Raw genomic sequence first — 23,151 nt, forward strand, 5'->3', positions numbered from 1 at the left:
CTCAGGTCTCCTTCTCCGGCTGGTACTCCTCCGCGCTGAGCCCGAACGTCCAGGCCACGCCCTCGCGGGGGCTGCGCGTGAACGGCGGCACCCGCAGGAAGTACGTGCGGAACGTGCCGTCGGGCTCGGGCGTGGAGTTGACCACCTCCACCATCGCCACCGGCTCGTCGTCGTTCATCAGGATGCGCCACAGCATGCCGGTCTCATCGCGCATCACCGGCTTGGCCCCGCTCTCGCGCAGGTAGCGCTCGTAGCCGTAGTGCTCCAGCATCACGCGGCGCAGCTCGGCGTTCTCCTCATTGTCGATCCGCGCCGGGGTCAGCGCGGCCAACTCCTGCGCGAACCCGGGCGGCACCGGCATGCCGTGCCAGGCGTGCAGCGCGAACCCGTCGCCGTACGCCACGGCGGGCCCCTCGGCCCGGTGCGGCCGCTCCAGCTCGTCGCGGTACGACGCGAGCGGCCGCTCGGAGACGATCGCCACCCGCTCGTACGGCCACCACCACCCGGCCGAGCACGCCACCTCGCCCAGCCCGCGCAGGGCCTCGCCGGGCAGCACCCGGTCGAAGACGGCCAGCCAGGGCGCGTCGTGCTGCCCCAGCACGGCGTCCAGCATGGCCCCGCGCAGCAGCGCCTCGGCCGTCGCGTCGTCGCCCGCGAGCCCGCGCACCTCCCGCCGCAGCATGGTGACCAGCCGGTTCACCGGATCCCACAGCGGCGCCGCGTGCTCGGCCCACGCCCGCGCCCACCCGGGCGCCCCCAGCCGCGCGTACGCCTCGGCCCGCGCCCGCTCCCACGGCACGGTGCGCACCTGGTGCCGCACCGACGCGCCCGGCCCGCCCCGCGCCACCTCCGCGATCTCCGGCAGCTCGCCGAACGGCCCGAGCGCCCGCGCGCCGCCCGTGGCCACCGCCGCCAGCACGGCCCCGCGCGCCGGCGAGGCCGCCCACACGATCCGCTCCGGCTCGGCCAGCCCCGCCGTCCGGTACGCCAGCCGCACCCCCGCCTCGGCCCGCTCCCGATCGGTGCTCCCGGCCCGGAACGCGACCTCGCGCCAGTCCTCGGCGATCAGCGACGCCACCGCCTGCCCCCGTTCCATCAGTCGGCCACCATCCGGTAGGCGCCGGGCACGTACTCGCGCTGCCGGACCACCCGGAACCACCCCTTGGGCAGCGCGATGGCCGCGTGCTCCTCGTGCACCACCCGCCCGCCGGAGGGCAGGTGCAGATAGGCGGGCGCCATCGCCCCCTCGCCCCGCACCAGGCTCCCGGGCCCCACCACGGCGTGCGCGTGCCCGGTGGCCTCGCCCAGGGCCAGCACCAGCCGCCCCCGCGAGTCGCGCGGCACGGACGGGGCCTCCCGCACCGCCGGCGGCACATCGCCCTCGCCGACCGGCACGATGAGAATGTCTCCCTGACGGTACACGGCTCTCCTCCTCACCTCGGTGATCGGAACCTAGCCGCCGGCACCGACAAATCCGTGGCCCGCGAACGCGCCGCCTGCACCCGCCGGTCGGGCGCGCGGAGGGCCGGCCTGGCGGGGCCTCAGGGGCACAGGGCGCGCAGGGCGAAGGTGCTCACCAGGTCCTCGGCCTCGTCCAGGGTCGTGGACCCGCTGAGCAGGGGGACCCGCTCGGCGCCGATGAGGGCCAGGATCAGGCGGGCGGTGTCGGAGGCGGGGACGGGGCGGAAGTCGCCGGCGGTGACGCCGGTCTCGATGATGCCGACCAGGATCTGCTGCATCGGCGCGACGTGCTCGGCCAGCCGCTGGTACGCGTCGGGCCCGAGCGCCGCCGACAGGTCGGCCGGGCCGGGGTGCGGGTGGGCGAGCAGGCCGGCGAGCTGGAGGCGGACGAAGGCCCGCAGCCGCTCGGCGGGGGTCGCGCCGGCGGGCAGCTCGCGCTCGTAGCTCTCGATGAAGTACTGGGTGACCCGCTCGGTGAAGGCCAGCAGCAGCGCGGCCTTGTCGGGGAAGTAGTTGTACAGCGCGGTGCGGGTGATGCCCGCCTCGCTCGCCACCTCGGTCAGCGAGATCGCGTCGATGCCCTGTTCGCGCGAGAGCCGCGAGACCGCCTGCAGGATGCGCTCACGCGTCTGGGCGCGGTGCTCGCCCAGCGTCGAGGCGGTGATCCGGGGCATTCCTTCATGGTGGCACAGTCCGCCGCCCTCAGGCGGCGGGGACGGCCACCCTGCCGAGGTCGGCCAGCACCTCGGTGTTGAGCAGGTACGCCAGCCGCGTCTCGCGTACGATGCGCCGCTTCTCGGCGTCGTCCACCGGCAGCTCGTCCAGCCTGCGCCGGTACTCCGCCTTGAACCGCGGCAGGCTGCCCACCTCGTCGAAGAAGTAGAAGTCCACCCCGCCGCCCCGCTCGAAGCCGTAGATCCGCTGCAGCTCCCGCCGGATGAACTGGCCGCCGGACAGGTCGCCCAGGTAGCGGGTGTAGTGGTGCGCGATGTACCCGCCCGGCCGCTCGGCGACCTGCTCGATCCGGGCCACCAGCGTGCGGGTGGGCTTGGAGGGCGCGACGCGCTCGCGCCACCCGGGGCCGTACACGGCGGTCAGGTCGCGGACCAGCGCCTCCTCCCGGTACAGCTCCGGAAAGACGAACGGCCCCGCCACCGGGTCGCCGGCCAGCCGGCGCCCGGCCCCGTCCAGGGCCCGGTACAGGAAGTAGTGCTGGGCGACCATCTCGCCGTACTGCTCCCGGCTGAGCCGCCCGGCCATCAGCGCGGCGAGGTATCCGTCCTCGGCGGCGGCCTCGTGCTCGGCCCAGGTCGCCTTCCTGAGCTCCTCGGAGAACGGCATCCACGACTCCCCACGCCTGCCCTGATATTTCATGACGAAGTGTCACAAAACCCGGCAGCGCCGTCAAGCTTATGACGACACGTCGTCATCAAAACGCCGATGCGACTTCGTGATCTTGGGCTGGCATGCTGTCCACCCCGCATCCAATTCCATCCGAGGAAACTCCATTGAGGCGACTCGCCGCCGGCCTGGCCCTGATCCTGGGCGCCGCACTGGCCGTCTCCGCCCCCGCCCAGGCGGTCTCGCGCCCCGACCCCGTGAAGACGCTGGCGGCCCAGTACGCCCCGGGCAAGGGCGTCGGCATCTCGATCGTGACGAGCCTGAGGCTGAAGCCGCACAAGCCGGTGAAGAAGGCGAAAGACGCGGACATCACCGTCATGATCAGAGAGAAGGGGGTGCTCGCGTTCGGCCCGCGCGGCCTGGTCGCCAGCGACCTCACCCAGAGCGCGGGCGTGGCCAAGGCCGACCGCCACAAGCTCTCCAAACAGGCGCGGGAGCTGCTGGACACCCGGCCGGGGCGCGCCATCCACGTGGACGGGATGGGCTACAGCTCCGAGCCGCCCTACCCCTACGAGTTCCCGGTGGGCAAGAGCTGGCTGCGCGACTCCTACGGGCGGCCCGGCCCCATCCTGCTCACGCTGAACGCGCTGGAGCCGCGCACGCTCAAGACGCTCCTGGACGGCGCCTCCTCCCACCGGGACGGGGTGGCACGTGGCACGATCACGACCACCAAGCTGGTCCGCGTCTCCCCGTCCGGCGTGGACACGTACGGCAGCGGCCGCTCCAGGTACGGCGGCGTCGGCAAGATCACGTACACGATCCGGTTCGACTCCCGGGGGCTCGTCGAGCGGGTCGGCACCAAGGTGATCCTGCCCAGCGACGAATTCTCCTTCGTGCTGGACTCGCAGATCCGCTACACCGGCTGGGGCGGCCAGGTGACCGTGTACGCGCCACCCGCCGAGGAGGTCATGGACCGGGAGGACTTCCCGGGTTACGACAGCGACGACATCATCTGGGAGCAGCCCTCGCTGCCGCTCAACGTGCTGAAGCCGGAGTCGGGCTGGTGAGCCGAGGGCGGGCGACCACGGCCAGGGCAGCCGCGAGGACCGGCAGCCAGGCGAGGCGGGCCGCCACCCACTCCGGCCCCGAGGGCGGGGCGAGCAGGCCCGGCACCGGGGCGAGCGGCAGGCACGCGGCGGCGGCCAGGGCGAGCGCGGTCAGATGCCACAGGAACACCGGCATCGCCGCCAGGTTCGCCAGCGCCACCGCCGCCCAGGCGCGGGGCCGCCGCATCAGCCGGTCCAGCGGGCCGTGCAGCAGCAGCGCCACGCCGATCTGAGCCACGCCGAAGCACACGGCCGCCGCGGTCGGCGGGCTCAGGTTCGACACGGGCGCCCCGGTCACGCCGACCATCGCCGCCGGGTAGCCGAACCCGGCGACCAGCACCGCCGTGGCCGCGGCGCCGCCGACCAGCATGGCCGCGGCGGTGCCGCGCCCGCGCAGCCCTCCGCCGGCCCAGGCCACGCCCAGCGCGTACGGCACCAGCCAGCCCGCCGCCACGTTGACCCACCCGATCCAGGCGGGGGCGCCGAGCCCGAACCGGGCGGCGTCCACGGCGAAGACGGCCGCGGCGGCGAGGCAGGCGAGCGTGGCCGGCCGGCGTACGCGCAGCAGCGCCGGCGTGGCCAGGGCCAGCCCGGCGAAGACGGCCAGGAACCACAGCGGGGCCAGCGCGGGCAACGCCAGCGCCCGCACCGACCCGTACGGCACCCCGTACGCCGGCAGCGCCGCCGCCACCCCCGCCCACAGCGCCACCACCGGCCAGGCCGGGACGAGCAGGCGCGGCACCCGCCGCCGCGCCCACTTCCACGCGCCGGACGCCGCCCGCGCGCTCCGGGCCGCCGCGAACCCGCCGACGAAGAAGAACACCGCGAGCGTCTGCAACACCCACGACACCGGCGCCAGCGCGGGCATGTAGGCCAGCGGGCCGGCCAGGGCCACCTCACCCCCGGGCCGCACCTGCCAGGCCGTCACCAGCCAGTGCCCCAGCACCACGCCGAGCATGGCCAGCGCCCGCAGCGCGTCCACCCCGCGATCCCGCCCCGCGGGGGTGGCCCGCTCCACCCGCGCGACGAGCCCTCGCCCGGCGGGGGTGGCGCGCTCCACCCGCGCGACGAGTCCCCGCCCGGCGGGGGTGGCGCGCTCCACCCGCGCGACGAGTCCCCGCCCGGCGCCCTCCGGCTCAGCCGCCACGGCGCACCTCCGAGGCGCGCCCGAGCGCGATCAGGGCCAGGTTGCGCAGCGACTCGCCGCCCGGCCGCAGGTAGTCGCTGTGCCCGCCGCCGCCCGCCGCGAAGATCCGGGCGCCGAAGCCCCGGTCCATCGGGTCCCGGCCGAAGCCCAGCGGGCCGATCGACACGTGTGGCACGTTGCCGATCCAGTCCGTGCCGCCGCGCCCCGCCCACACCCGGGCCCGCGTGCCCAGTTCGGCCGCCGACGCCGCCCGCAGCCCCGGGCTGCCGAACACCGCCACGTCCCGCACCCCCGCGAGCCCTGGCAGCGCCTTGGCGCACACCACCGAGCCGTAGCTGTGGCACAGCAGCGTGACCTCGGCCCCGGTCGCCGCCCGCACCCGCGCCACCGTGCGCCGCAGCTCGCGCGCCCCCGCCACGGCCAGGTCCTCGGTGACCGCGGCCAGGCTGTACGTGCGCGGCGCGTCGTACCCGAGCCAGGCGATCACGGCCAGCCGCGCCTTGGGGTCCAGCTCCCGCGCCTGCGCCACCAGCGCCCGCGCCCCGCCCCCCGGCGTGCTGTACGGCTTGGCCCGCCCGCCGTCGAAGGTCGCCGGCGTGGTGTCGGACCCCGGCACGATGATCGCCACATGCTCGGCCCCCGCCGCGTCCCCGTACACCCGCACCACCCGCGCCCCCGGCGCCGCGGCCCCACCGGCACCCCCGGTGCTCGCGACCGCCGCGACCCCGGTGACCCCGGCGGCCACGGCCAGCGCGGTACGCCTGCCGAGCCGGAGCGCGCCCAACCCGCGCACGAACATGGCCCCTCCCATCCTGACCGGTGCTGATCAGGACAGGACGCTAGAAATCACACTCCGTAACCCGCGTTCCCGTACGGAGTGATCTGTCCGCGTCCCCCTCAGGAGTGACGCCGCCGAGGAACACCGAGGCGCGGGGCACGCTCATTTCCGCGGCGATTCCCGGCGCGTTTCCGTCGGCGCCGGGTGCGCGTTCGCTCGCCTGCGGTATTGCTTCCGGCGCGCGTTCCGGGGAGCGGCACGGAACCATCCGAAGAAACCGGACGACTCGCCATGCGAAGGTAGGAGAATCCCGGCGTGCGGGCGGCCGGGCGAGGTGGCGTCGCGGTTGATACCGGCGGCTTCGTGCCGCGAAGGGCGCGATGAACCGTCGCCGCCATCCACAATCGGCCGGTATACCGTGTTCCCGTTCGAAACGGAGATGCCCCCGCGACCGCACTGCGTTTACCGCCGCCGTCGTCATTATCGGCGTTGTGGCACGACGTCCTTTCACCGCTGCCCGTCGTCTGCGAAGCCCGTGGCGCCGGAGAAGTTCCCTTGTGCTTTTCCGCCTCAGGCGCGGCATGTCCGGCCAGGAAAAACGCGCGGGAGAATGATGTGGCACGGGGGACCTCTGGTGACGCTGGGTAGTGGACCTGGCGCTTCATCTCGATGTCGAGAGGTTGACGGTTGTCGCATTGTGGCCGCCGGGTCGTGCGCGTGCCGGGTCCGCCGATGCGTGGTGCGGGGCGGCAGAATGGTTATCTAGATGTTCAGTTTCCTGGTAAGGGCGATCTGGTAACCGCTCTTTCCCGATTTCGGGTGACCGGAAGCCCGCGTCGGTAACGTGATCTTCAGCGGGGTTTGACGGCCCGAGTCGCCTCGTGACACACACCTTGCGGGCGTTACCCCTACATTGGCGGCGAAGGCGGTACGATGACCGCGCCCACTGCCCGAGTGATCCCGAGAGGGGGCATTTTCTCCACCCCGGCGCCGAAACCTCCGCCGGCCCGTACGGCGGTGACCTCGGCGTTCATCGCTCCGAGATGCCCCCGCACCCGGAATGTGAGCAAATTTTGGTTCCCGGCGTGAAGTTCGGGCGGGCGAGATTGCCGATGGCGCTAGTCTTTGCCCCATCGAACGGCATGATCGCCGTTCTTGACCAGAAAGAAGGTTTATCTACTCATGAGCGAGGGTCAGGAGCCCGCCGACGTTGTCGGGCTCATCCCCAGGATCCGGGCCGCGTTACCCAGAAAGAAACCGGGTGTGGTGGTGTCCGTCGCCGTGGTGGCGGTCATCGGCACGGCCGTGGTCGCGTACACCGCCACACGGGGCACGCCCACGATCGAGATCAGAGGGCCTTCGACGGCGGCCGGCTCGCTCGCCGGCCCGTGCCCGCTGGTGGAGGGCGTGACGACCCTCCCCGAGGACGTGGACGTCATCGTCGGGGTCCGTCCGCTGCGCGGCAACGGCTCGGTCCGCTTCTACCGCACCTCCAGGCTCGGCGGCGACCGGTGGCGCGGAGAGGTGTCCCTGGACGGTCACGACGCCAAGGCGCCGGGGGATCGGTGGTACTCCGTCACCGCGTTCGCCATGCCGAAGGCGTGGACCGACTTCTGGGTGCAGAAGGAGGGCAGTGCGGACACCCTCACACTGATGGTCGCGCCCACACTGCCCCCGACCGACGAAGAGGACTCCATCGAAGTCCAGCGCGGGACCGGCCAGGGTCCCTGCTGAACCACCCCCAGGGGATCACCGCCCGGGTGCGGCGGCAACCGCGCCCGGGTGACTTTCCGCAAGAGAGGTTGCGAGCATAGGACACTTTTCCCGTGCACCGGGAGTCGTTATCGCAGATTTGGGGCCGCCGTCGCCCCCCGGCCATCCCGGGCGCGCACGGCCGGGACCGACCGTCTCAGCCCCGGTCGCCGGGGCGGACGAGGCCGGTCTCGTAGGCGTACACGATGGCCTGGGCGCGGTCGCGGAGCGAGAGCTTGGTCAGGATGCGGCCGACGTGGGTCTTGACGGTCTGCTCCGAGACGACGAGGCCGGCCGCGATCTCCTGGTTGGACAGGCCCTGGGCGATGAGGGCGAGCACCTCGGTCTCGCGCTCGGTCAGCTCGGCCAGGCGCCTGACCGAAGGGGCACGGGGGCCGCCCAGGCGGGCGAACTCGGCGATGAGCCGCCGGGTGACCTGGGGCGCGAGCAGGGCGTCGCCCGCGGCCACCACGCGTACGGCCTCGGCGAGCTGCTGCGCCGAGGCGTCCTTGAGCAGGAAGCCGCTCGCGCCGGCCCGCAGCGCCTCGTACACGTAGTCGTCCAGGTCGAAGGTGGTCAGGATCAGGATCTTCGCCGCCATGCCGGGCAGGGCGAGGATCTCGCGGGTGGCCTGGAGCCCGTCCATGACCGGCATGCGCACATCCATCAGGATGACGTCCGGCCGCAGCTCCCTGGCCCGCTCCACGGCCTCGGCCCCGTTGGCCGCCTCGCCGACCACCTCGATGTCGGGCTGCGCGTCCAGGAACACGGTGAACCCGGTGCGCACCATCCCCTGGTCGTCGGCGATCAGCACCGTGCAGGTCATCCTGTCCCTTCCCTCTCTCGCTCCGGCTCCTCCTCAGGCGGGTCGCCGACGGGGAGGACCGCGGTCACCGTGAACCCGCCGTCGCGCCGCGGGCCGGCGCGCAGCGTACCGCCGAGCAGGGAGGCGCGCTCGCGCATGCCCAGCAGGCCGTGGCCCGGGGCGCGGCCCGCGTCGTCGGCGGGTGCGCGGGGCGGGCCCGCGGGGGGCGGGGTGTTGGCGATCTCCAGGCTCAGCGCGGCGGGGGAGTGGGCGATCGTGATCGTGACCGCGGCCCCCGGCGCGTGGCGGCGTACGTTGCTCAGGGACTCCTGCACGATCCGGTACGCCGACAGGCTCACCGCCGCGGGCAGGGCGGGCGGCGGGTCGGGGGCCGAGACCGTCACCGGGAGGCCGGCCGCGCGGGTCTGCTCCACCAGCTCGCCCAGCCGCTCCAGGCCCGGCTGGGGCGCGGTGTCGCGGCGGCCGTCCTGGTCGCGCAGCACGCCCAGCACCCGCCGCATCTCGGTCATCGCCGCCAGGGACAGGCCGCGTATCTCGGCCAGGCCCGCCTCCAGGGCCGCCGGGTCGCCGGCGGACCTGATCGGCACCGCCTCGGCCTGGATGGCGATCACGGACATGTGGTGGGCCACGACGTCGTGCAGCTCGCGGGCGATGCGGGCGCGCTCCTCCAGCACGGCCCGCGCCGCCATGGCGATCTGGGTGCGCTCCTCCTCGTCGGCGAGCAGCCGGGTGGCGTCGCGGCGGATGCGCACGTTGTAGCCGAGCAGCACCGTGACGGTCACGACGAGCACGGCGAGCAGCGTGCCCTCGGGGCGGAGCAGGGCCGCGCCCGCGATCGACACCGCCCACACGCCCAGGGTGATGGAGCGGTCGCAGCGCACCGCCACGGAGTAGAGCGCGAGCGTGAAGGTGATGGTGCCGGGCGCGGTGAACGGGATCGGCAGCAGCTCCCCGGTGACCGAGGTGCCGATCGGGATGCCGACCGCGGCCAGGCGCCAGGCCGCGAGCGGCCACTTGTCGCGCAGCAGCAGCGGCAGCGAGTTGACCGCCGCCGCCATGTACAGGCCCTGCCAGTCGAGGGAAGCCTCGGTGACGCGGTTGGCGTTCTCCAGGACGACGTATCCGCCGGCGAGCAGGATGGCGGCCAGGATGAGGTCCGCGAGCACGACCAGATCGACGCGGTCGAAGGGCAGCAGGCCGAGCGAGCGGGGCACCCGGAGCACCAGCGCGCGCGGGCGCGGCGCCGGGGGATCGGCCCGCCCGGTCGCCACGGCGAGCGCCAGCGGCCGCAGCAGCCGTCTCAGGGCCTTGAGCACCGCTCCACCCTATGATCCACCGGGCTCGGCCGCCTCGCTCCCGGGAGTGATCCCCGGCGTACCACTCAGGTCGTAGCGGGGGCAGGACGCCCCAATAGCACACGCAAGCCCGATTACCCGATTACGATCACCCTGAGCGAACAGGTGCAGCATTGGGAACATCCCTCGACTCTTCTTAGTTGAGCCGGTATAACTCAACCCTGTGAGCGGAGTGCGAGATGAGTGAGACCCTGATCCTCCCGGTCCTCCCGCTGGACGACGCCGTCGTGCTGCCCGGCATGGTGGTTCCGCTCGACCTGTCGGAGACCGAGGTCCGGGCGGCCATCGACGCCGCCCAGGCGGGCGCCGGCAAGCCTCAGGTGCTGCTGGTCCCGCGAATAGACGGCCGCTACGGCCCGGTGGGCGTTATCGCGCTCGTCGAGCAGGTCGGCCGGCTCCCCGGCGGCGGGCCCGCCGCGGTCGTGCGCGGCCTCGACCGCGTACGCGTCGGCGCGGGCACGACCGGTCCCGGCGCGGCCCTGTGGGTGGAGGCCACCCTCATGCCGCGCGTCCCGGCCGGCGAGCGCGCCCGCGAGCTGGCCACCGAGTACAAGGCCCTGGCCACCACGATCATGCAGAAGCGCGGCGGCTGGCAGGTCGTAGACGCCATCAACCAGATCGACGACCCGGCCGTGCTCGCCGACAGCTCCGGCTACGCGCCCTGGCTGAGCGCCGCGCAGAAGGTCGAGCTGCTGGAGCAGCCCGACCCGGCCGAGCGGCTGGCCCGGCTGATCGAGCTGGCCCGCGAGCACCTCGCCGAGCTGGACGTCGCCGAGACCATCCGCAAGGACGTCCGCGAGGGCATGGAGAAGCAGCAGCGCGAGTTCCTGCTGCGCCAGCAGCTCGCCGCCGTCCGCAAGGAGCTGGCCGAGCTCAACGGCGAGCCCGCCGACGAAGAGGACGACTACCGCGCCAAGATCGAGGCGGCCGACCTGCCGCAGAAGGTGCGCGAGGCCGCCCTCAAGGAGGTCGACAAGCTGGAGCGCACCTCCGAGCAGTCGCCCGAGACCGGCTGGATCCGCACGTGGCTCGACACCATCCTCGACATTCCGTGGAACGAGCGCACCGAGGACTCCTACGACATCGCCGCGGCCCGCGCCGTGCTCGACGCCGACCACACCGGCCTGACCGACGTCAAGGACCGCATCATCGAGTACCTCGCGGTGCGCAAGCGCCGCCACGAGCGGGGCCTGGGCGTGATCGGCGGGCGCCGCAGCGGCGCCGTGCTCGCGCTGGCCGGCCCTCCCGGCGTCGGCAAGACCTCGCTGGGCGAGTCGGTGGCGCGCGCCATGGGCCGCAAGTTCGTCCGGGTGGCCCTGGGCGGCGTGCGCGACGAGGCCGAGATCCGCGGCCACCGCCGTACGTACGTCGGGGCGATGCCCGGCCGGATCGTGCGCGCGATCCGCGAGGCCGGCAGCATGAACCCGGTCGTCCTGCTCGACGAGGTGGACAAGGTCGGCGCCGACTACCGCGGCGACCCCACCGCGGCGCTGCTGGAGGTGCTCGACCCGGCGCAGAACCACACGTTCCGCGACCACTACCTGGAGGTCGAGCTCGACCTGTCCGACGTGCTGTTCCTCGCGACCGCCAACGTGCTGGAGGCGATCCCCGGCCCGCTGCTGGACCGCATGGAGGTCGTCACCCTCGACGGCTACACCGAGGACGAGAAGGTCGCCATCGCCCGCGACCACCTGCTGCCGCGCCAGCTCGACAAGGCCGGGCTGAACGCGGAGGAGGTCACGGTCGAGGAGGCCGCGCTGCGCAAGCTGGCGGGCGAGTACACCCGCGAGGCGGGCGTGCGCTCCCTGGAGCGGTCGATCGCGCGCATCCTGCGCAAGGTCACCGCGAAGGTCTCGCTGGGCGAGGCGGAGCTGCCGGTGCACGTGGGCGAGGCCGACCTGGTCGGCTACCTCGGCCGGCCGCGGCACGTGCCCGAGTCCTCGCTGCCCGAGTCGAGCCAGCGCACGGCGGTGCCGGGCGTGGCCACCGGCCTCGCGGTCACCGGCGCCGGCGGCGACGTCCTGTACGTCGAGGCGTCGCTGGCCGACCCCGAGACCGGCTCGACCGGCGTCACCCTGACCGGCCAGCTCGGCGACGTGATGAAGGAGTCGGCCCAGATCGCGCTGTCCTACCTGCGCTCGCGCGGGGCGGAGCTCGAACTGCCCGTCGGCTCCCTGAAGGACCGCTCGGTGCACATCCACGTGCCCGCCGGCGCGATCCCGAAGGACGGCCCGTCGGCCGGCGTCACCATGACCACGGCGCTGGCGTCCCTGCTGTCGGGCCGCCCGGTCCGCGGCGACGTGGCGATGACCGGCGAGGTCTCCCTCACCGGCCGGGTGCTGCCCATCGGCGGCGTGAAGCAGAAGCTCCTCGCCGCCCACCGCGCGGGCATCACCACCGTCCTGATCCCGGCCCGCAACGAGCCCGACCTGGACGACGTGCCCGAGGAGGTCCGCGCCGAGCTGACCGTGCACACGGTCAGCGACGTCCGCGAGGTCCTCGACATCGCCCTCACCCCGGCCACGGTCGCCGAACCCGCGGCGGCCTAGCCGGCCGTCCGCGGCGACGCCCGCATCCCGGGCCCCGCCGCCCCGCCGATCCGTCAGGCGAGCGGCGCGCCCGCGCCGACCGGCACCAGCGGCCCCGGAGCACTCCCGCTCCGGGGCCGCTCCCGCATTCCGCCCCAGCACGCGGAGCCTTCTGGAGCACCTGCACCCCGGCCGCACCCACGTCCCCCGCCTGTACGGCCCCTGGCCGGCGCCCGTCCCACCGCGCGGGCATGTGAGGGGGCGGTGGATCCGCTACCAGGGGAGCGGGGCAGGACCGCCGCAACGGGCCGTCCACGTGCGCCTCGATCAAAGTGCAGGACCTCGGCGAGGTCACCGTGAGCGCCGCCCCTATGTGGCCCCGTTCCCCGAAAGGGGGAGAGCGGGCGTCTTTGGGGCTGGCGCGGAGCGGGGGTCGCCGTTAGGCTGGGTTCGATAATCGAACTCAGGATGGGGCGGCCATATGACCTGGCATCCTTCGGCGTGCGTGTTGTGCGCGAGCAACTGCGGCATCGAGATCCAGCTCGACGGGCGGCGCCTGGCGCGCATCCGCGGTGACAAGGAGCACCCCGGGTCGCAGGGCTACACCTGTGAGAAGGCGCTGCGCCTGGACCACTACCAGAACGGCGCCCGGCTCACCCATCCGTTGCGCCGCACGCCCGGCGGCGGCTTCGAGCGTGTCGGGTGGGATGTCGCCATCGCCGAGGTCGCGCGGCGGCTGCTGGAGGTGCGCGACGCGCACGGCGGGGAGACGATCTTCTACTACGGCGGCGGCGGGCAGGGCAACCACCTCGGCGGCTCGTACGCCGGCGCCACCATGCGGGCGCTCGGCGCGCGCTACCGGTCCAACGCGCTGGCCCAGGAGAAGACCGGGCTGTTCTGGGTCTCCGACCGGATGTTCGGCAACGTCGCCTTCGGGGACATGGAGCACTGCGAGGTCGCGCTCTTCGTGGGCAAGAACCCCTGGCAGTCCCACGGTTTCCCGCGCGCCAGGCCCACCCTGCGCGAGATCGCCCGCGACCCCGGCCGGTGCCTCATCGTGATCGACCCGCGCCGTACCGAGACCGCGGAGATCGCCGACATCCACCTGCGGCCCCGGCCCGGCACCGACGCCTGGCTGCTCGCCGCGCTGAACGCCGTGCTCGTCCAGGAGGACCTGCTGGACCACGCCTTCCTCGCCGCGCACGCGGAAGGGCTGGACGAGGTGCGCGCCGCGCTGGGCGAGGTGCCCGTCGCGGCGTACTGCGAGGTCGCCGCGGTCCCCGAGGCCGAGGTACGCCGCGCCGCCCGGCGCATCGCCGCCGCCGAGAGCGTCGCCGTGCACGAGGACCTCGGCGTGCAGATGACGCTGCACTCCACGCTGAACAGCTACCTGGACAACCTGCTGTGGCTGCTGACCGGCAACTTCGGCCGCCTGGGGACCAACAACCCGCCGATCCTGTTCGCCCCGCTCATCCAGACCTCCTACGACCGGCCGCAGCGCGAGCGGCGCAGCCCGGTCTCGGGCGAGCGGATCATCTCCGGCCTGGTGCCGTCCAACGTGGTCGCCGAGGAGATCCTCACCGACCACCCCGCCCGCTACCGGGCCATGCTGGTGGAGTCGTCGAACCCGGCGCACTCCCTGGCCGACTCCCCGCGCATGCGGCAGGCGCTGGAGGCGCTCGACCTGCTGGTGGTCATCGACGTCGCGATGACCGAGACGGCCAGGATGGCCGACTACGTGCTGCCCGCGCCGAGCCAGTTCGAGAAGTGGGAGGCGACCTACTTCACCTTCGAGACCCCGGCCAACCACTTCCACCTGCGCCGCCCGGTGCTCGACCCGCCGCCCGGCTCCGATCTGCTCCCCGAGCCGGAGATCCACGCCCGCCTGTGCGAGGCCATGGGGGTCCTGCCCGACCTCACCGGGCTGCGCGCGGCGCTGGCCGAGGGGCGCGCGGCCTTCGCCGAGGCATTCCTGAAGGCCGTCGCGGCCGACCCGGCCATGGCCGCGGTTGCGCCGGTCGTCCTCTACCGCACTCTGGGCCCCACCCTCCCCGGCGGCAGCGCCGCCGCGGCGTCGCTGTGGGCGCAGGCGCACCAGGTCGCCGCCCGCCACCCCGACGCCGTACGCCGCGCCGGCATCGCGGGGGAGGGCCCGGAACTGGGCGAGCGCCTCTTCGACGCGGTGCTCGCCGCCCCGCACGGCCTCGCGTTCGCGGTGGACGCCCCCGGTGACGCGCTGCGCCGCATCGGCACCCCCGACCGCAGGATCCACCTCGCCCTGCCCGACCTCCTCGGCTCGCTGCGCGACCTGGCCCGCGGCCCGGACGCCGCCGACCCCGACTTCCCGCTGGTGCTCTCGGCGGGCGAGCGGCGCACGTCCACCGCCAACACCCTCTACCGCGACCCCGCCTGGCGCCGCCGCGACACCGAAGGCGCCCTCCGCGTCAGCCCCGAGGACGCCGCCGCCTTCGGCCTCACCCCCGGCCGCCGCGCCAGGATCACCACCAGACGCGGCAGCGTCGAGGCCACCGTGGAGGTCTCCGCCACCCTGTCCCCGGGCCACATCAGCCTGCCCAACGGCCTCGGCCTCGGCTACCCCGACGACCGCGGCGAGGAGCTCGTCACCGGCGCCCCGCCCAACGAGCTCACCTCCTCGGCCCACCGCGACCCGTACGCGGGGACGCCCCTGCACAAGCACATCCCGGCCCGCGTGGAGGCCGTCAGCTAGGACAAAATGGGCAAATCATTCGGTCGTTTGACTATATGATTCGTGCGTGATGGCATGGTCACATGCTGTATTCGACACCTGACCTGGAGCCTGCTGATCGCCGGGTTCTCGACGAGATCGAGGAGATGCGCCAGGACCTGAAGTACCGCCTCGCCGAGCCGCACCGCTGGGACGGGCAGCTTCGCAGGCAGCTTCAGGCGCGCGCCATCCAGGGCTCGAACGCGATCGAGGGCTACCGGGCGAGCGTCGAGGACATCGAGTCGATCATGTCCGGTGAGGAGCCGCTGGACGCGACGCCGAGCGTCGCCAAGGAGATCGCCGGCTATCAGAACGCGATGACCTACATCCGGCTCCTCTCCCACGCCCGGGTCTTCCGGTACGACGTCGGGCTGCTGCACGCGCTCAACTTCATGGTGATCGGCCACCATGTGGACAAGACCCCCGGCACGCCCCGTCCGGGCGGCATCTACGTGCGCAATTCGGCGACCGGCGAGGTCGTGTACGAGGGGCCGGACGCCGAGCAGGTGCCCGAACTGCTCGATGAGCTGGCCGCGTGGCTCAACACCGGCGACCTGGACGCCCCCAGCTACGTACGCGCCGCCATGGCCCACCTCAATCTGGTCAAGATCCACCCCTGGCGCGACGGCAACGGGCGTATGTCGCGTGCGCTGCAGACGCTCGTGCTCGGCCGGGACCAGATCACCACGCCCGAGTTCTGCTCCATCGAGGAGTGGCTGGGCGAAGGGCGGATCACCTACGACTACTACGACGTGCTCGGTGAGGTGGGCCGCAGGCGGTGGAGCCCGCACGGGGACACCCTGTCGTGGGTGCGGTTCTGCCTGCGCTGCCACCACATGCAGGCCCAGCGCGTACGCCGGAGGCTGGCCGAGGCGGGGGAGGTGTGGATGCTGCTGGAGGAGCGGGTGGACGCCGAAGGGCTGCACACCCGGTGCGTGTCGGCGCTGTACCAGGTGTTCGCGAGCACGCGGCTGCGGCGGGGGATGTACCAGGCCGACGAAGGGCTGAGCCCGGGGCAGGCGGCGCGGGACCTGCGGGAGCTGGTGAAGCTCGGCTGGCTGACGCCGTACGGCGAGACCAAGGGGCGGTTCTACGGGCGCGGGGAGAAGATGCGGGAGATCGTCGCGGAATTCGCCGCGAGGATGGTTCCGGTGCGTGATCCGTATGCGGCGTGATCGTGGGTGAATGGTGCCGGTGTTACCGCTGGGGCGGATGAGGTAACCTTATTGGGCCCCATATCGGGAATGATCGGGAATTTCGTCTTTTCGGATCATTGGTGTGGCCAGGGGGTTTAAGCGGCTTGTAAGCCGGTGTCAATCCCCGGGCGGTACTCCTTGGTGCAGTCAAAAGCACCCCCTCATCCCGAGGAGCACACCTTGCGATTCGTCAAGCGAATCCTGATCGGTTTCGGCGCCGCGAGCCTGCTCGCGATCGCCGCGCCGGCCGCCGCCAACGCGGCGGCGCCGGCCGCCGCGCCCGCCCAGGCCACCACCGGCTCGTCCTCCTTCGCCGACGGCGCCTGGGGCCCGTACTACTCCGCCGACCACAAGGCCGAGGCCAAGGGCCACTACTACGTGGACAAGCAGAAGTACAAGAAGTGGTACTGGGTCAAGAAGACCGTCCTGGTCAAGAAGTGCTACTGGAAGAACGGCAAGAAGCACTGCAAGTGGGTCAAGACCGTTAAGAAGAAGCACGTCTGGAAGTGGGACTACCGCTACTTCTTCAAGATTCACAGCACCCTCTCCAACTACAAGTGGAAGGACCACCCGCGGTTCCGCTGCGCGTGGGAGACCTTCAAGGTCGTGAACTTCGACGGGCACACCTACTACCGCTCGTTCAGCAACTGCGACAAGCACCCCGCCGACTACTCCTTCACCGGTAAGGACGCCAAGTTCGTCTACGTGAAGGTCGCCCGCGGCGGCCACAACCACCCCAACGGCCACTACGGCCCGTGGCAGACGGTCTACTCCGCCGTCTGATCGTTCGACACACACACGCACCCTCGTGTGCGAGGCCGTCGCCTCCCCTCCCCGGGAGCGGCGGCCTCGCCGTGTGTCAGCAGATCCGTGTGTTCAGGAGGTGCCGTCGTCGAAGCGGCCGAAGATGCGGGCCAGGTCGGCGGCGCTGTTGACGCCCAGCTTGAGGTAGACCTGGTTGCGGTGGTTCTGGGCGGTGCGCATGGAGATGTGCAGGCGCTCGGAGATCTCGCGGTGGGTCAGGCCCGCGGCGGCGAGCTGGGCCACCTCCAGCTCGCGCGCGGTCAGGTCGGGCGCGGCCAGGAAGCGCAGGGCGGGGGTGTCGGCGCGTGGGCACAGCGAGGCCAGCGACCACGCCTCGGCCGCCGCCCGGCGCGCGGTGCGCTCCTCGCCCGACCTGCGCAGCACCGAGACGCCCTGGGCCGCGGCCTCCGCCGCGTGCAGCATCAGGCCCAGCCGCTCGAACTCCGCCGCGACCGCCATCAGGCCCGGCCCGTCGCCGGTGGCCAGGGCCTCGGCGTGCGCGGCGGCCACGCGTACGCGGGGGCCGTCGTGGAGCGCGGCCAGTTCGGGCAGCCGCTCCCTGGCGGGGGAGGTGCGGCCGAGCCGTACGGCGTCGTGCAGCGCGACGAACTCGAAGCCCGGCAGCCCGGCGGCGCGGCACTCGGCGGCGAACGCCACCGCGAGGTCGGCCGCCCGGTTCGTCTCGCCGGCCGCGGCGGCGATCCACACCCGGGTGAGCGCGGTCCAGCGGGTGAAGGCGGTCCAGGTGGCGCGGTTGCGCGCCAGCGCCGCGCCCAGCGTCTCCTGCGCCGCGCGTCCCTCGCCGCACAGGGCCTGGGCGTGCGCGTACGCCCCCATGCACCCGCCGACGGTGAGCGCGGTCTCGTGGTGGGCGGGGGCGTGCAGCACGTCCATCGCCGCGTCGAGGTCGCCGCGGAGCGTGGCGGCGTGGCCCCGGGCCAGCGCCAGGCTGCCCTCGCCGCGCGACCAGCCCCGCCGGCCCGCCACCGCGTCGGCCATGGACGCGATGGCCTTGTCCATCACCGCCAGGTCGCCGGAGAACAGCCCGCACAGCGCCCAGGTGGAGTGCAGCGGCGAGACGATCGCCGGGATCGTGTCCAGCCAGGACGGCAGGTCGGCCAGCGCCTCGGACACGGCGGCCACCGCCTCGGCGGTGCGGCCGGCGTAGCACAGGGCGAGGGCGTGGGCGCTGAGCACCTGCGCCCGCAGGGCCGGGTCCACCGCGCCCCCCGGCCTCAGCAGCGGCGCGCTCAGCGCCAGGGCCTCGCGGGGCTGGGCGGCGGAGGCGGTCAGGGTGAGCCGCCGGACGGCGATCTGGCCGCGCGGGCCGGGCTCGCGCAGCTCGCGCTCGGTGGCGTCGAGCAGCTCCTTGGCCTCGGCCAGGCGGTTCATGCCCCAGGCCAGGTTGTTGGCACGTGCCAGGGCCAGCTCGGCGCGGGCGGCCTCGCCCTCGGGCTCGGGGGTGGTGTCCAGGACCGCGCGGGCCCGGTCGGGGAGCTGGGCGTAGTCGAGCACCGTGGCCAGGAGGATGGCCGCCCCGGTGCCGCCGCCGGCGGTCACGGCGGCCTCGGCCAGGCGTACGGCGAGGCGGTAGTCGTGGGCGGACCAGGCCAGGCGGCTGGCGGCGGCCAGCGGCTCGGGGTCGGCGCCCAGGCCGCTCTCCAGCCGCCACACCGCCGTGCGCAGCAGGTCCTCGCGGCGGCGCAGGCCGGCGGCCTCGACCACCCGGACCAGCTCGGCGTGCCTGCGGCGGCGGCGCAGCTCGGGGCAGTGCTCGCGGGCCACCTCGCCGTACAGGGGGTGGCCGAGCCTGGCGACCTCGCGGCGGCCCTCGACCACCACCCGGATCAGCCCGCGCTCCTCCGCGGCCAGCACCGCGCCCTCGGAGACCAGCGCGCTGAGCGTGCGCGCGCCGACAGGCTCGGCGAACGCGGTGTACTCCAGCACCGCCTTGACCTCGGGCGACAGGGTGCCGATGCGGTCGTGGACGATGTCCACCAGGCGGGGCGCCAGCGGGGTGGCGCCGGTGAGCTGCCACATGCCGCGCACGAGCTGGAGCGTTCCCGACTCCAGCGCCGAGTGGACGATCTCGTGCAGGAACAGCGCGTTGCCCGCCGTCACCCGGCACAGCCGCAGCACGGTGTCCTCGTCGGGACGCCCGCGCAGCGCGGCGGTCAGGACCGCGCGGGTGTCGGCGTCGCTGAGCGGGCCGATGTCGGCGCGGCTGACGTGGCCGTCGCGCCACAGGGCGGTGACGCTGTCGAGGGCCGGCTCGCCGGTGCGCACGGTGGCCACCACGCGCGCCCGGCCCCGGCCGACCAGGGACAGGATGACCCCGGCCGAGTGGCCGTCGAGCAGATGGGCGTCATCGACGCCGAGCACCAGGGCCTTGCCGCCCGCCCGCCCGATCAGTTCCTCGGCGGCCCAGCGCATGGTGTTGCCCGGCGGGGCCTCACGCGGGAGCAGGTCGGCCAGCGCGCCGTTGGGGATGCCGCCGGTCGCCTGGGTGGCGCGGATGGTCAGCACGGCGTGGCGGTCGGCGGGGAAACGGCGGAGCACCTCGGCGGCCAGGCGCGACTTGCCGACCCCCGCCGGGCCGGCGATCACGACACCGCGGCCCGCCCGGTCCTTGGCGAGACCGACAAGATGATCGAGTTCCCGTTCTCGCCCCGCGAACGGCCAGCTTTTCATCTCCCACCCTCCCCCCCGGTTGGATGGTACGCCCTTGTCCGGGTTTTGGTGATCCTCTAGGGTCCGTTTTGTGGGACGGTGGGCGGCGAAATTCGATGTCGATTGCCCTGGTTGCGCGAGACGTTCTCTCGCCCGGGAGCCCGACGGGCCCCATAGGGGGTTTCTGCCGCCGCAATTGGCGCCGTACGCGCTGACCGTGTGCCAGATGTGCGGGCAGGTGCTCCTGCTCGTCCCCACCGGCCCGGACCCCGATCCCGACCTCGACCCCGACGACCTGCCGCCCCGCCCCGCCCGGGTGCTCTGGCCCGACGCCGGGCGGCGCCCGCCGTCGCCGGCCGTCCCGGCGCATCTGTCCAGGGAGCTGGCCGAGGCCGCCGCCTGCCTGGGCGCGGGGGCGTACACGATGGCGCTGGTCAACGTACGCCGCCTGCTGGAGGGCGTCTGCGCCGACCAGGGGATCACCGGCGTGCCGCTGTACCGCGCGCTGCGCGCCATGCGCAGGCGCGGCCTGATCGAGGGGCGGCTCGCCGACTGGGCGGAGGAACTGCGCGAGCTGGGCAACGAGGCCGCGCACATGAGCGGGCGCCCGGTCGGCCGCGAGGACGCCGAGGACGCCATCGCGCTGGCCGAGGCGCTGCTGGACCATCTCTACGTTTTCCGCAGCAGGTATGAGGAGTTCGTCAAGCGCCGCGGCGGAACCGTATCCGGACGCGTTTCGCGTGACGCCGCGAAAACGGGGATGGTGATCCGGGAGACGCCGGCGATGAAGACGCTGCGCAAATCCCGCGTTCCGTTCACGCCGCACCGCTATGAGCACGATCCTGCCAGGGTGAGATCCCGCAAAGACCTCGCCGCCGAGATGGGCGTCCCGCGCGACAGCGTCCTGAAGGCGGTCATCGCGCACGTGGACGGGCGTCCCGTGGTCGCGGTCGCGCCCGCGTCCGCGGAGATCGACGTGGCGGCGCTGGCCCGCGCGTGCGGCGGGAGCGGGGCCCGGCTGGCCGGGATGGCCGAGGTGAGCCGGCTGGGGTGGGCGACGGCGAGCGAGGTGATGACGCCGCTGGCGCTGCCGTACCTGCCGGTCGTCGTGGACGTCGCGGTCACCGCCCAGCCCGGCGTGTACGTCTCCAGCGGCAGGCACGGCCTGGAACTGGAGGTCGCGCCGGCCGATCTGATCACGATCACGGGGGCGGTGACCGCGCCGATCACCGTACGGGGAGGGACATGACCGTCGTCGAGATCGAGGTGGGCGGGGAGGAGCAGTACCGCTCGCTGGACGGCTGGCTGCGCGGTGAGGACGCGCTGCGCGGCCGGGTCGCGGAGGCGTACGCGCCGCCGCGGCCGGGGGAGATGGGGACGCCGCCCCGCTCGCTGCTCGTCACCCTGGACGCCGACCCCGCCGCCGCGGCGCTCGCGCGCTCGCTGGAGGTGTGGTTCCGGCTGCGCGGCACCGAGGTGACGCTGCGGGTGCGGATCGGCGACCGGGTCGCGGAGTTCACCGGCAAGGGGGACGTCGAGGTCGAGGGCTTCGTACGGGAGGTGGAAAGCCTGCTGCGGCGCGCGCTGGAACGCCGCTGAGCGCACTCCTTCTCACCACGAGTGAAACCGAGTACCGTTCGGTTTCATGCACCCGGGAGCAATCGCCGCGCAAACCCCGGACAAGCCCGCCGTGATCATGGCCGGCTCCGGGCGGGTCGTCACCTACCGCGAGCTGGACGAGGAGTCCAACCGGCTCGCCCACCTGTTCCGCTCCGCCGGGCTGCGGCCCGGCGACCACATCGCGTTCATGCTGGAGAACCACCCGCTGTTCCTCGCCATCGCGTGGGCGGCGCACCGCTCCGGCCTCTACTACACGGCGATCAGCTCCCGGCTCCAGGCCGAGGAACTGGCCTACATCGTGGACAACTGCGAGGCCCAGGTCTTCATCACCTCGGCCGGGCTCGCCGAGGTCGCCGCCTCGATCGGCCGGGCCACGCCCCGCGTACGGCTGCGCCTGATGCTGGACGGCACGGCGCCCGGGTTCGCCTCCTACGAGGAGGCCGTGGCCGCACACCCCGTCACGCCCATCCCGGACGAGGTCCAGGGCGCGGACATGCTGTACTCCTCCGGCACCACCGGGCGGCCCAAGGGCGTCAAGCCCCCGCTCAGCGGCGCGCGGCTGGAGGAGCCCGGCCCGCTGTACCAGCTCATCACCTTCCTGTTCTCGCCCTCGGCCGACTCGGTCTACCTCTCGCCCGCGCCGCTGTACCACGCGGCGCCGCTGCGCTACTGCATGACCTTCCAGCGCCTGGGCGCCACCGTCGTGGTCATGGAGAGGTTCGACCCGGAGCAGGCGCTGGCGGCGATCGAGGAACACCGGGTCACGCACTCCCAGTGGGTGCCGACCATGTTCATCAAGATGCTCAAGCTGCCCGAGCCCGTCCGCGCGTCGTACGACCTGTCGTCGCTGCGCTGCGCCGTGCACGCCGCCGCCCCCTGCCCGGTCCCGGTCAAGGAGGCGATGATGGACTGGTGGGGGCCGATCGTGCACGAGTACTACGCGGGCACCGAGGGCAACGGCTTTTTGTACGTGGGCCCCGCGGACTGGCTCGCCCACAAGGGCACCGTCGGCCGCGCCCTGCTCGGCACGGTGCACATCTGCGACGAGATGGGCGAGGAGCTGCCCGCGGGCGAGCACGGCATCGTGTACTTCTCCGACGGGCCCGCCTTCGAGTACCACGGCGACCCCGACAAGACCCGGGCCTCCCGCGACCCCAAGGGCCGCGGCTGGACCACCCTCGGCGACATCGGCTACCTCGACGAGGAGGGCTTCCTCTACCTCACCGACCGCCGCTCGTACATGATCATCTCTGGCGGGGTGAACATCTACCCGCAGGAGGCCGAGAACGTCCTGGCCGTGCACCCGGAGGTCGCCGACGTGGCCGTGTTCGGCGTGCCCGACGAGGAGATGGGCGAGCAGGTCAAGGCCGTCGTCCAGCCCGCCGACCCGGCCAAGGCCGGGCCGGAGCTGGAGGCCGAGCTGATCGAGTACTGCCGGGCCCGCCTCGCCCACTACAAGTGCCCCAGGTCGGTGGACTTCCGCGACGAACTGCCCCGCCACCCCACCGGCAAGCTCTACAAGCGGCTGCTGCGCGACGAGTACTGGAAGGACGCCCCGGCCCGCTAGCCCCGTCCCCCACCGGTTTTTTCAAGATTTTTCCGGCCCGGTCACGGGCTCGCGACCACGGCGGATAAGGCCGCCGTGAGGCCCCGCCGGAGGGGCCGAACAGCCGCTTAACCAGCGCTTACGTGGCCGGGCGCAGTCTTGGAGGTACCGGAGCGGAACCGGTCGCCGCCGTCGAGGGAAGGCGGTCGCGACGATGATGGGGGTGGCTGATGAGCATCACAGGCGATCCGCGCCACATGGGCCCACAAGGCCCG

The 23,151-nt window shown here is 73.3% G+C and carries 18 protein-coding genes; 9 read left to right on the plus strand and 9 right to left on the minus strand.

The window, feature by feature from the left end:
- Position 1: 1 nt before the first annotated feature.
- The 4 genes from HNP84_RS08285 to HNP84_RS08300 form a co-directional block, all read right to left on the minus strand.
- Positions 2-1,096, minus strand: a complete 1,095-nt coding sequence (locus HNP84_RS08285) for a DUF6745 domain-containing protein (RefSeq protein ID WP_221335984.1) — start codon at positions 1,094-1,096, stop codon at positions 2-4.
- Positions 1,096-1,422 carry a DUF8820 family protein gene (locus HNP84_RS08290; RefSeq protein ID WP_185048782.1) on the minus strand — a complete coding sequence of 109 codons (327 nt, stop codon included), beginning with the start codon at positions 1,420-1,422 and terminating at the stop codon, positions 1,096-1,098. Before HNP84_RS08290 ends, HNP84_RS08285 begins: the two co-directional genes overlap by 1 nt.
- A 119-nt stretch (positions 1,423-1,541) precedes the next feature.
- Positions 1,542-2,135: a TetR/AcrR family transcriptional regulator gene (locus HNP84_RS08295; protein ID WP_185048783.1), complete on the minus strand. Its 594-nt coding sequence runs from the start codon at positions 2,133-2,135 to the stop codon at positions 1,542-1,544.
- Between the two features lie 28 nt (positions 2,136-2,163).
- Complete coding sequence (locus HNP84_RS08300; protein ID WP_246517920.1) at positions 2,164-2,802, minus strand: biliverdin-producing heme oxygenase; 639 nt, start codon at positions 2,800-2,802, stop codon at positions 2,164-2,166.
- A 167-nt stretch (positions 2,803-2,969) separates the two neighbouring features.
- Here HNP84_RS08300 and HNP84_RS08305 point away from each other — a divergent pair, with 167 nt between their 5' ends.
- Complete coding sequence (locus HNP84_RS08305) at positions 2,970-3,869, plus strand: hypothetical protein (RefSeq protein ID WP_185048785.1); 900 nt, start codon at positions 2,970-2,972, stop codon at positions 3,867-3,869.
- Here the strand turns inward: HNP84_RS08305 and HNP84_RS08310 are convergent.
- On the minus strand, positions 3,838-5,055 hold the full coding sequence (locus tag HNP84_RS08310; protein ID WP_312924119.1) for an acyltransferase family protein: 1,218 nt from the start codon (positions 5,053-5,055) through the stop codon (positions 3,838-3,840). The two genes, HNP84_RS08305 and HNP84_RS08310, sit on opposite strands and share 32 nt — an antisense overlap.
- Positions 5,045-5,854, minus strand: a complete 810-nt coding sequence (locus HNP84_RS08315; RefSeq protein WP_185048786.1) for an alpha/beta hydrolase — start codon at positions 5,852-5,854, stop codon at positions 5,045-5,047. Before HNP84_RS08315 ends, HNP84_RS08310 begins: the two co-directional genes overlap by 11 nt.
- Positions 5,855-7,015: 1,161 nt before the next feature.
- Here HNP84_RS08315 and HNP84_RS08320 point away from each other — a divergent pair.
- The gene (locus HNP84_RS08320) at positions 7,016-7,567 is read left to right on the plus strand and encodes a hypothetical protein (RefSeq protein ID WP_185048787.1); all 552 of its coding nucleotides are present in this window, start codon (positions 7,016-7,018) and stop codon (positions 7,565-7,567) included.
- 175 nt (positions 7,568-7,742) lie between these two features.
- On the opposite strand, the gene HNP84_RS08325 is transcribed toward HNP84_RS08320, so the two are convergent.
- The gene (locus HNP84_RS08325; protein ID WP_185048788.1) at positions 7,743-8,411 is read right to left on the minus strand and encodes a response regulator; all 669 of its coding nucleotides are present in this window, start codon (positions 8,409-8,411) and stop codon (positions 7,743-7,745) included.
- Entirely contained in the window at positions 8,408-9,727 is a 1,320-nt protein-coding gene (locus tag HNP84_RS55900; RefSeq protein ID WP_185048789.1) for a sensor histidine kinase, read from the minus strand. The genes HNP84_RS08325 and HNP84_RS55900 overlap by 4 nt, the downstream gene beginning before the upstream one ends.
- A 218-nt stretch (positions 9,728-9,945) precedes the next feature.
- Here HNP84_RS55900 and lon point away from each other — a divergent pair, with 218 nt between their 5' ends.
- From lon to HNP84_RS08350, 4 genes are all read left to right on the plus strand, one after another.
- Positions 9,946-12,315 carry an endopeptidase La gene (gene lon, locus HNP84_RS08335; RefSeq protein ID WP_185048790.1) on the plus strand — a complete coding sequence of 790 codons (2,370 nt, stop codon included), beginning with the start codon at positions 9,946-9,948 and terminating at the stop codon, positions 12,313-12,315.
- Positions 12,316-12,775: 460 nt separating this feature from the next.
- Complete coding sequence (locus HNP84_RS08340) at positions 12,776-15,022, plus strand: molybdopterin-dependent oxidoreductase (RefSeq protein ID WP_185048791.1); 2,247 nt, start codon at positions 12,776-12,778, stop codon at positions 15,020-15,022.
- 62 nt (positions 15,023-15,084) lie between these two features.
- On the plus strand, positions 15,085-16,215 hold the full coding sequence (locus HNP84_RS08345) for a Fic family protein (protein WP_185048792.1): 1,131 nt from the start codon (positions 15,085-15,087) through the stop codon (positions 16,213-16,215).
- Between the two features lie 201 nt (positions 16,216-16,416).
- Complete coding sequence (locus HNP84_RS08350; RefSeq protein WP_185048793.1) at positions 16,417-17,019, plus strand: hypothetical protein; 603 nt, start codon at positions 16,417-16,419, stop codon at positions 17,017-17,019.
- A 93-nt stretch (positions 17,020-17,112) separates the two neighbouring features.
- Here the strand turns inward: HNP84_RS08350 and HNP84_RS08355 are convergent, their stop codons facing one another.
- Positions 17,113-19,731: a LuxR C-terminal-related transcriptional regulator gene (locus HNP84_RS08355; protein WP_185048794.1), complete on the minus strand. Its 2,619-nt coding sequence runs from the start codon at positions 19,729-19,731 to the stop codon at positions 17,113-17,115.
- Between the two features lie 205 nt (positions 19,732-19,936).
- Between HNP84_RS08355 and HNP84_RS08360 the strand changes: the two genes are divergently transcribed.
- From HNP84_RS08360 to HNP84_RS08370, 3 genes are read left to right on the plus strand one after another with little or no spacing between them, the layout of a single operon-like run.
- Complete coding sequence (locus tag HNP84_RS08360; RefSeq protein ID WP_185048795.1) at positions 19,937-20,959, plus strand: DUF4145 domain-containing protein; 1,023 nt, start codon at positions 19,937-19,939, stop codon at positions 20,957-20,959.
- Entirely contained in the window at positions 20,956-21,309 is a 354-nt protein-coding gene (locus HNP84_RS08365; protein WP_185048796.1) for an effector-associated constant component EACC1, read from the plus strand. The genes HNP84_RS08360 and HNP84_RS08365 overlap by 4 nt, the downstream gene beginning before the upstream one ends.
- Positions 21,310-21,355: 46 nt before the next feature.
- Positions 21,356-22,897, plus strand: a complete 1,542-nt coding sequence (locus HNP84_RS08370) for an acyl-CoA synthetase (protein ID WP_185048797.1) — start codon at positions 21,356-21,358, stop codon at positions 22,895-22,897.
- The last annotated feature ends 254 nt before the right edge of the window (positions 22,898-23,151 follow it).

The sequence above is a fragment of the Thermocatellispora tengchongensis genome (genome assembly GCF_014202315.1).
GTDB classification, from domain to species: Bacteria; Actinomycetota; Actinomycetes; order Streptosporangiales; family Streptosporangiaceae; genus Thermocatellispora; species Thermocatellispora tengchongensis.

What these genes read in the sequence shown, in the direction of transcription:
- HNP84_RS08285 (WP_221335984.1), bottom strand. Translation starts at nt 1,096, where the DNA reads ATGGAACGGGGGCAGGCGGTGGCGTCGCTGATCGCCGAGGACTGGCGC.
- HNP84_RS08295 (WP_185048783.1), bottom strand. Translation starts at nt 2,135, where the DNA reads ATGCCCCGGATCACCGCCTCGACGCTGGGCGAGCACCGCGCCCAGACG.
- HNP84_RS08300 (WP_246517920.1), bottom strand. Translation starts at nt 2,802, where the DNA reads ATGCCGTTCTCCGAGGAGCTCAGGAAGGCGACCTGGGCCGAGCACGAG.
- HNP84_RS08315 (WP_185048786.1), bottom strand. Translation starts at nt 5,854, where the DNA reads ATGTTCGTGCGCGGGTTGGGCGCGCTCCGGCTCGGCAGGCGTACCGCG.
- HNP84_RS08320 (WP_185048787.1), top strand. Translation starts at nt 7,016, where the DNA reads ATGAGCGAGGGTCAGGAGCCCGCCGACGTTGTCGGGCTCATCCCCAGG.
- HNP84_RS08325 (WP_185048788.1), bottom strand. Translation starts at nt 8,411, where the DNA reads ATGACCTGCACGGTGCTGATCGCCGACGACCAGGGGATGGTGCGCACC.
- lon (WP_185048790.1), top strand. Translation starts at nt 9,946, where the DNA reads ATGAGTGAGACCCTGATCCTCCCGGTCCTCCCGCTGGACGACGCCGTC.
- HNP84_RS08340 (WP_185048791.1), top strand. Translation starts at nt 12,776, where the DNA reads ATGACCTGGCATCCTTCGGCGTGCGTGTTGTGCGCGAGCAACTGCGGC.
- HNP84_RS08345 (WP_185048792.1), top strand. Translation starts at nt 15,085, where the DNA reads ATGCTGTATTCGACACCTGACCTGGAGCCTGCTGATCGCCGGGTTCTC.
- HNP84_RS08355 (WP_185048794.1), bottom strand. Translation starts at nt 19,731, where the DNA reads ATGAAAAGCTGGCCGTTCGCGGGGCGAGAACGGGAACTCGATCATCTT.
- HNP84_RS08360 (WP_185048795.1), top strand. Translation starts at nt 19,937, where the DNA reads ATGTGCGGGCAGGTGCTCCTGCTCGTCCCCACCGGCCCGGACCCCGAT.
- HNP84_RS08365 (WP_185048796.1), top strand. Translation starts at nt 20,956, where the DNA reads ATGACCGTCGTCGAGATCGAGGTGGGCGGGGAGGAGCAGTACCGCTCG.
- HNP84_RS08370 (WP_185048797.1), top strand. Translation starts at nt 21,356, where the DNA reads ATGCACCCGGGAGCAATCGCCGCGCAAACCCCGGACAAGCCCGCCGTG.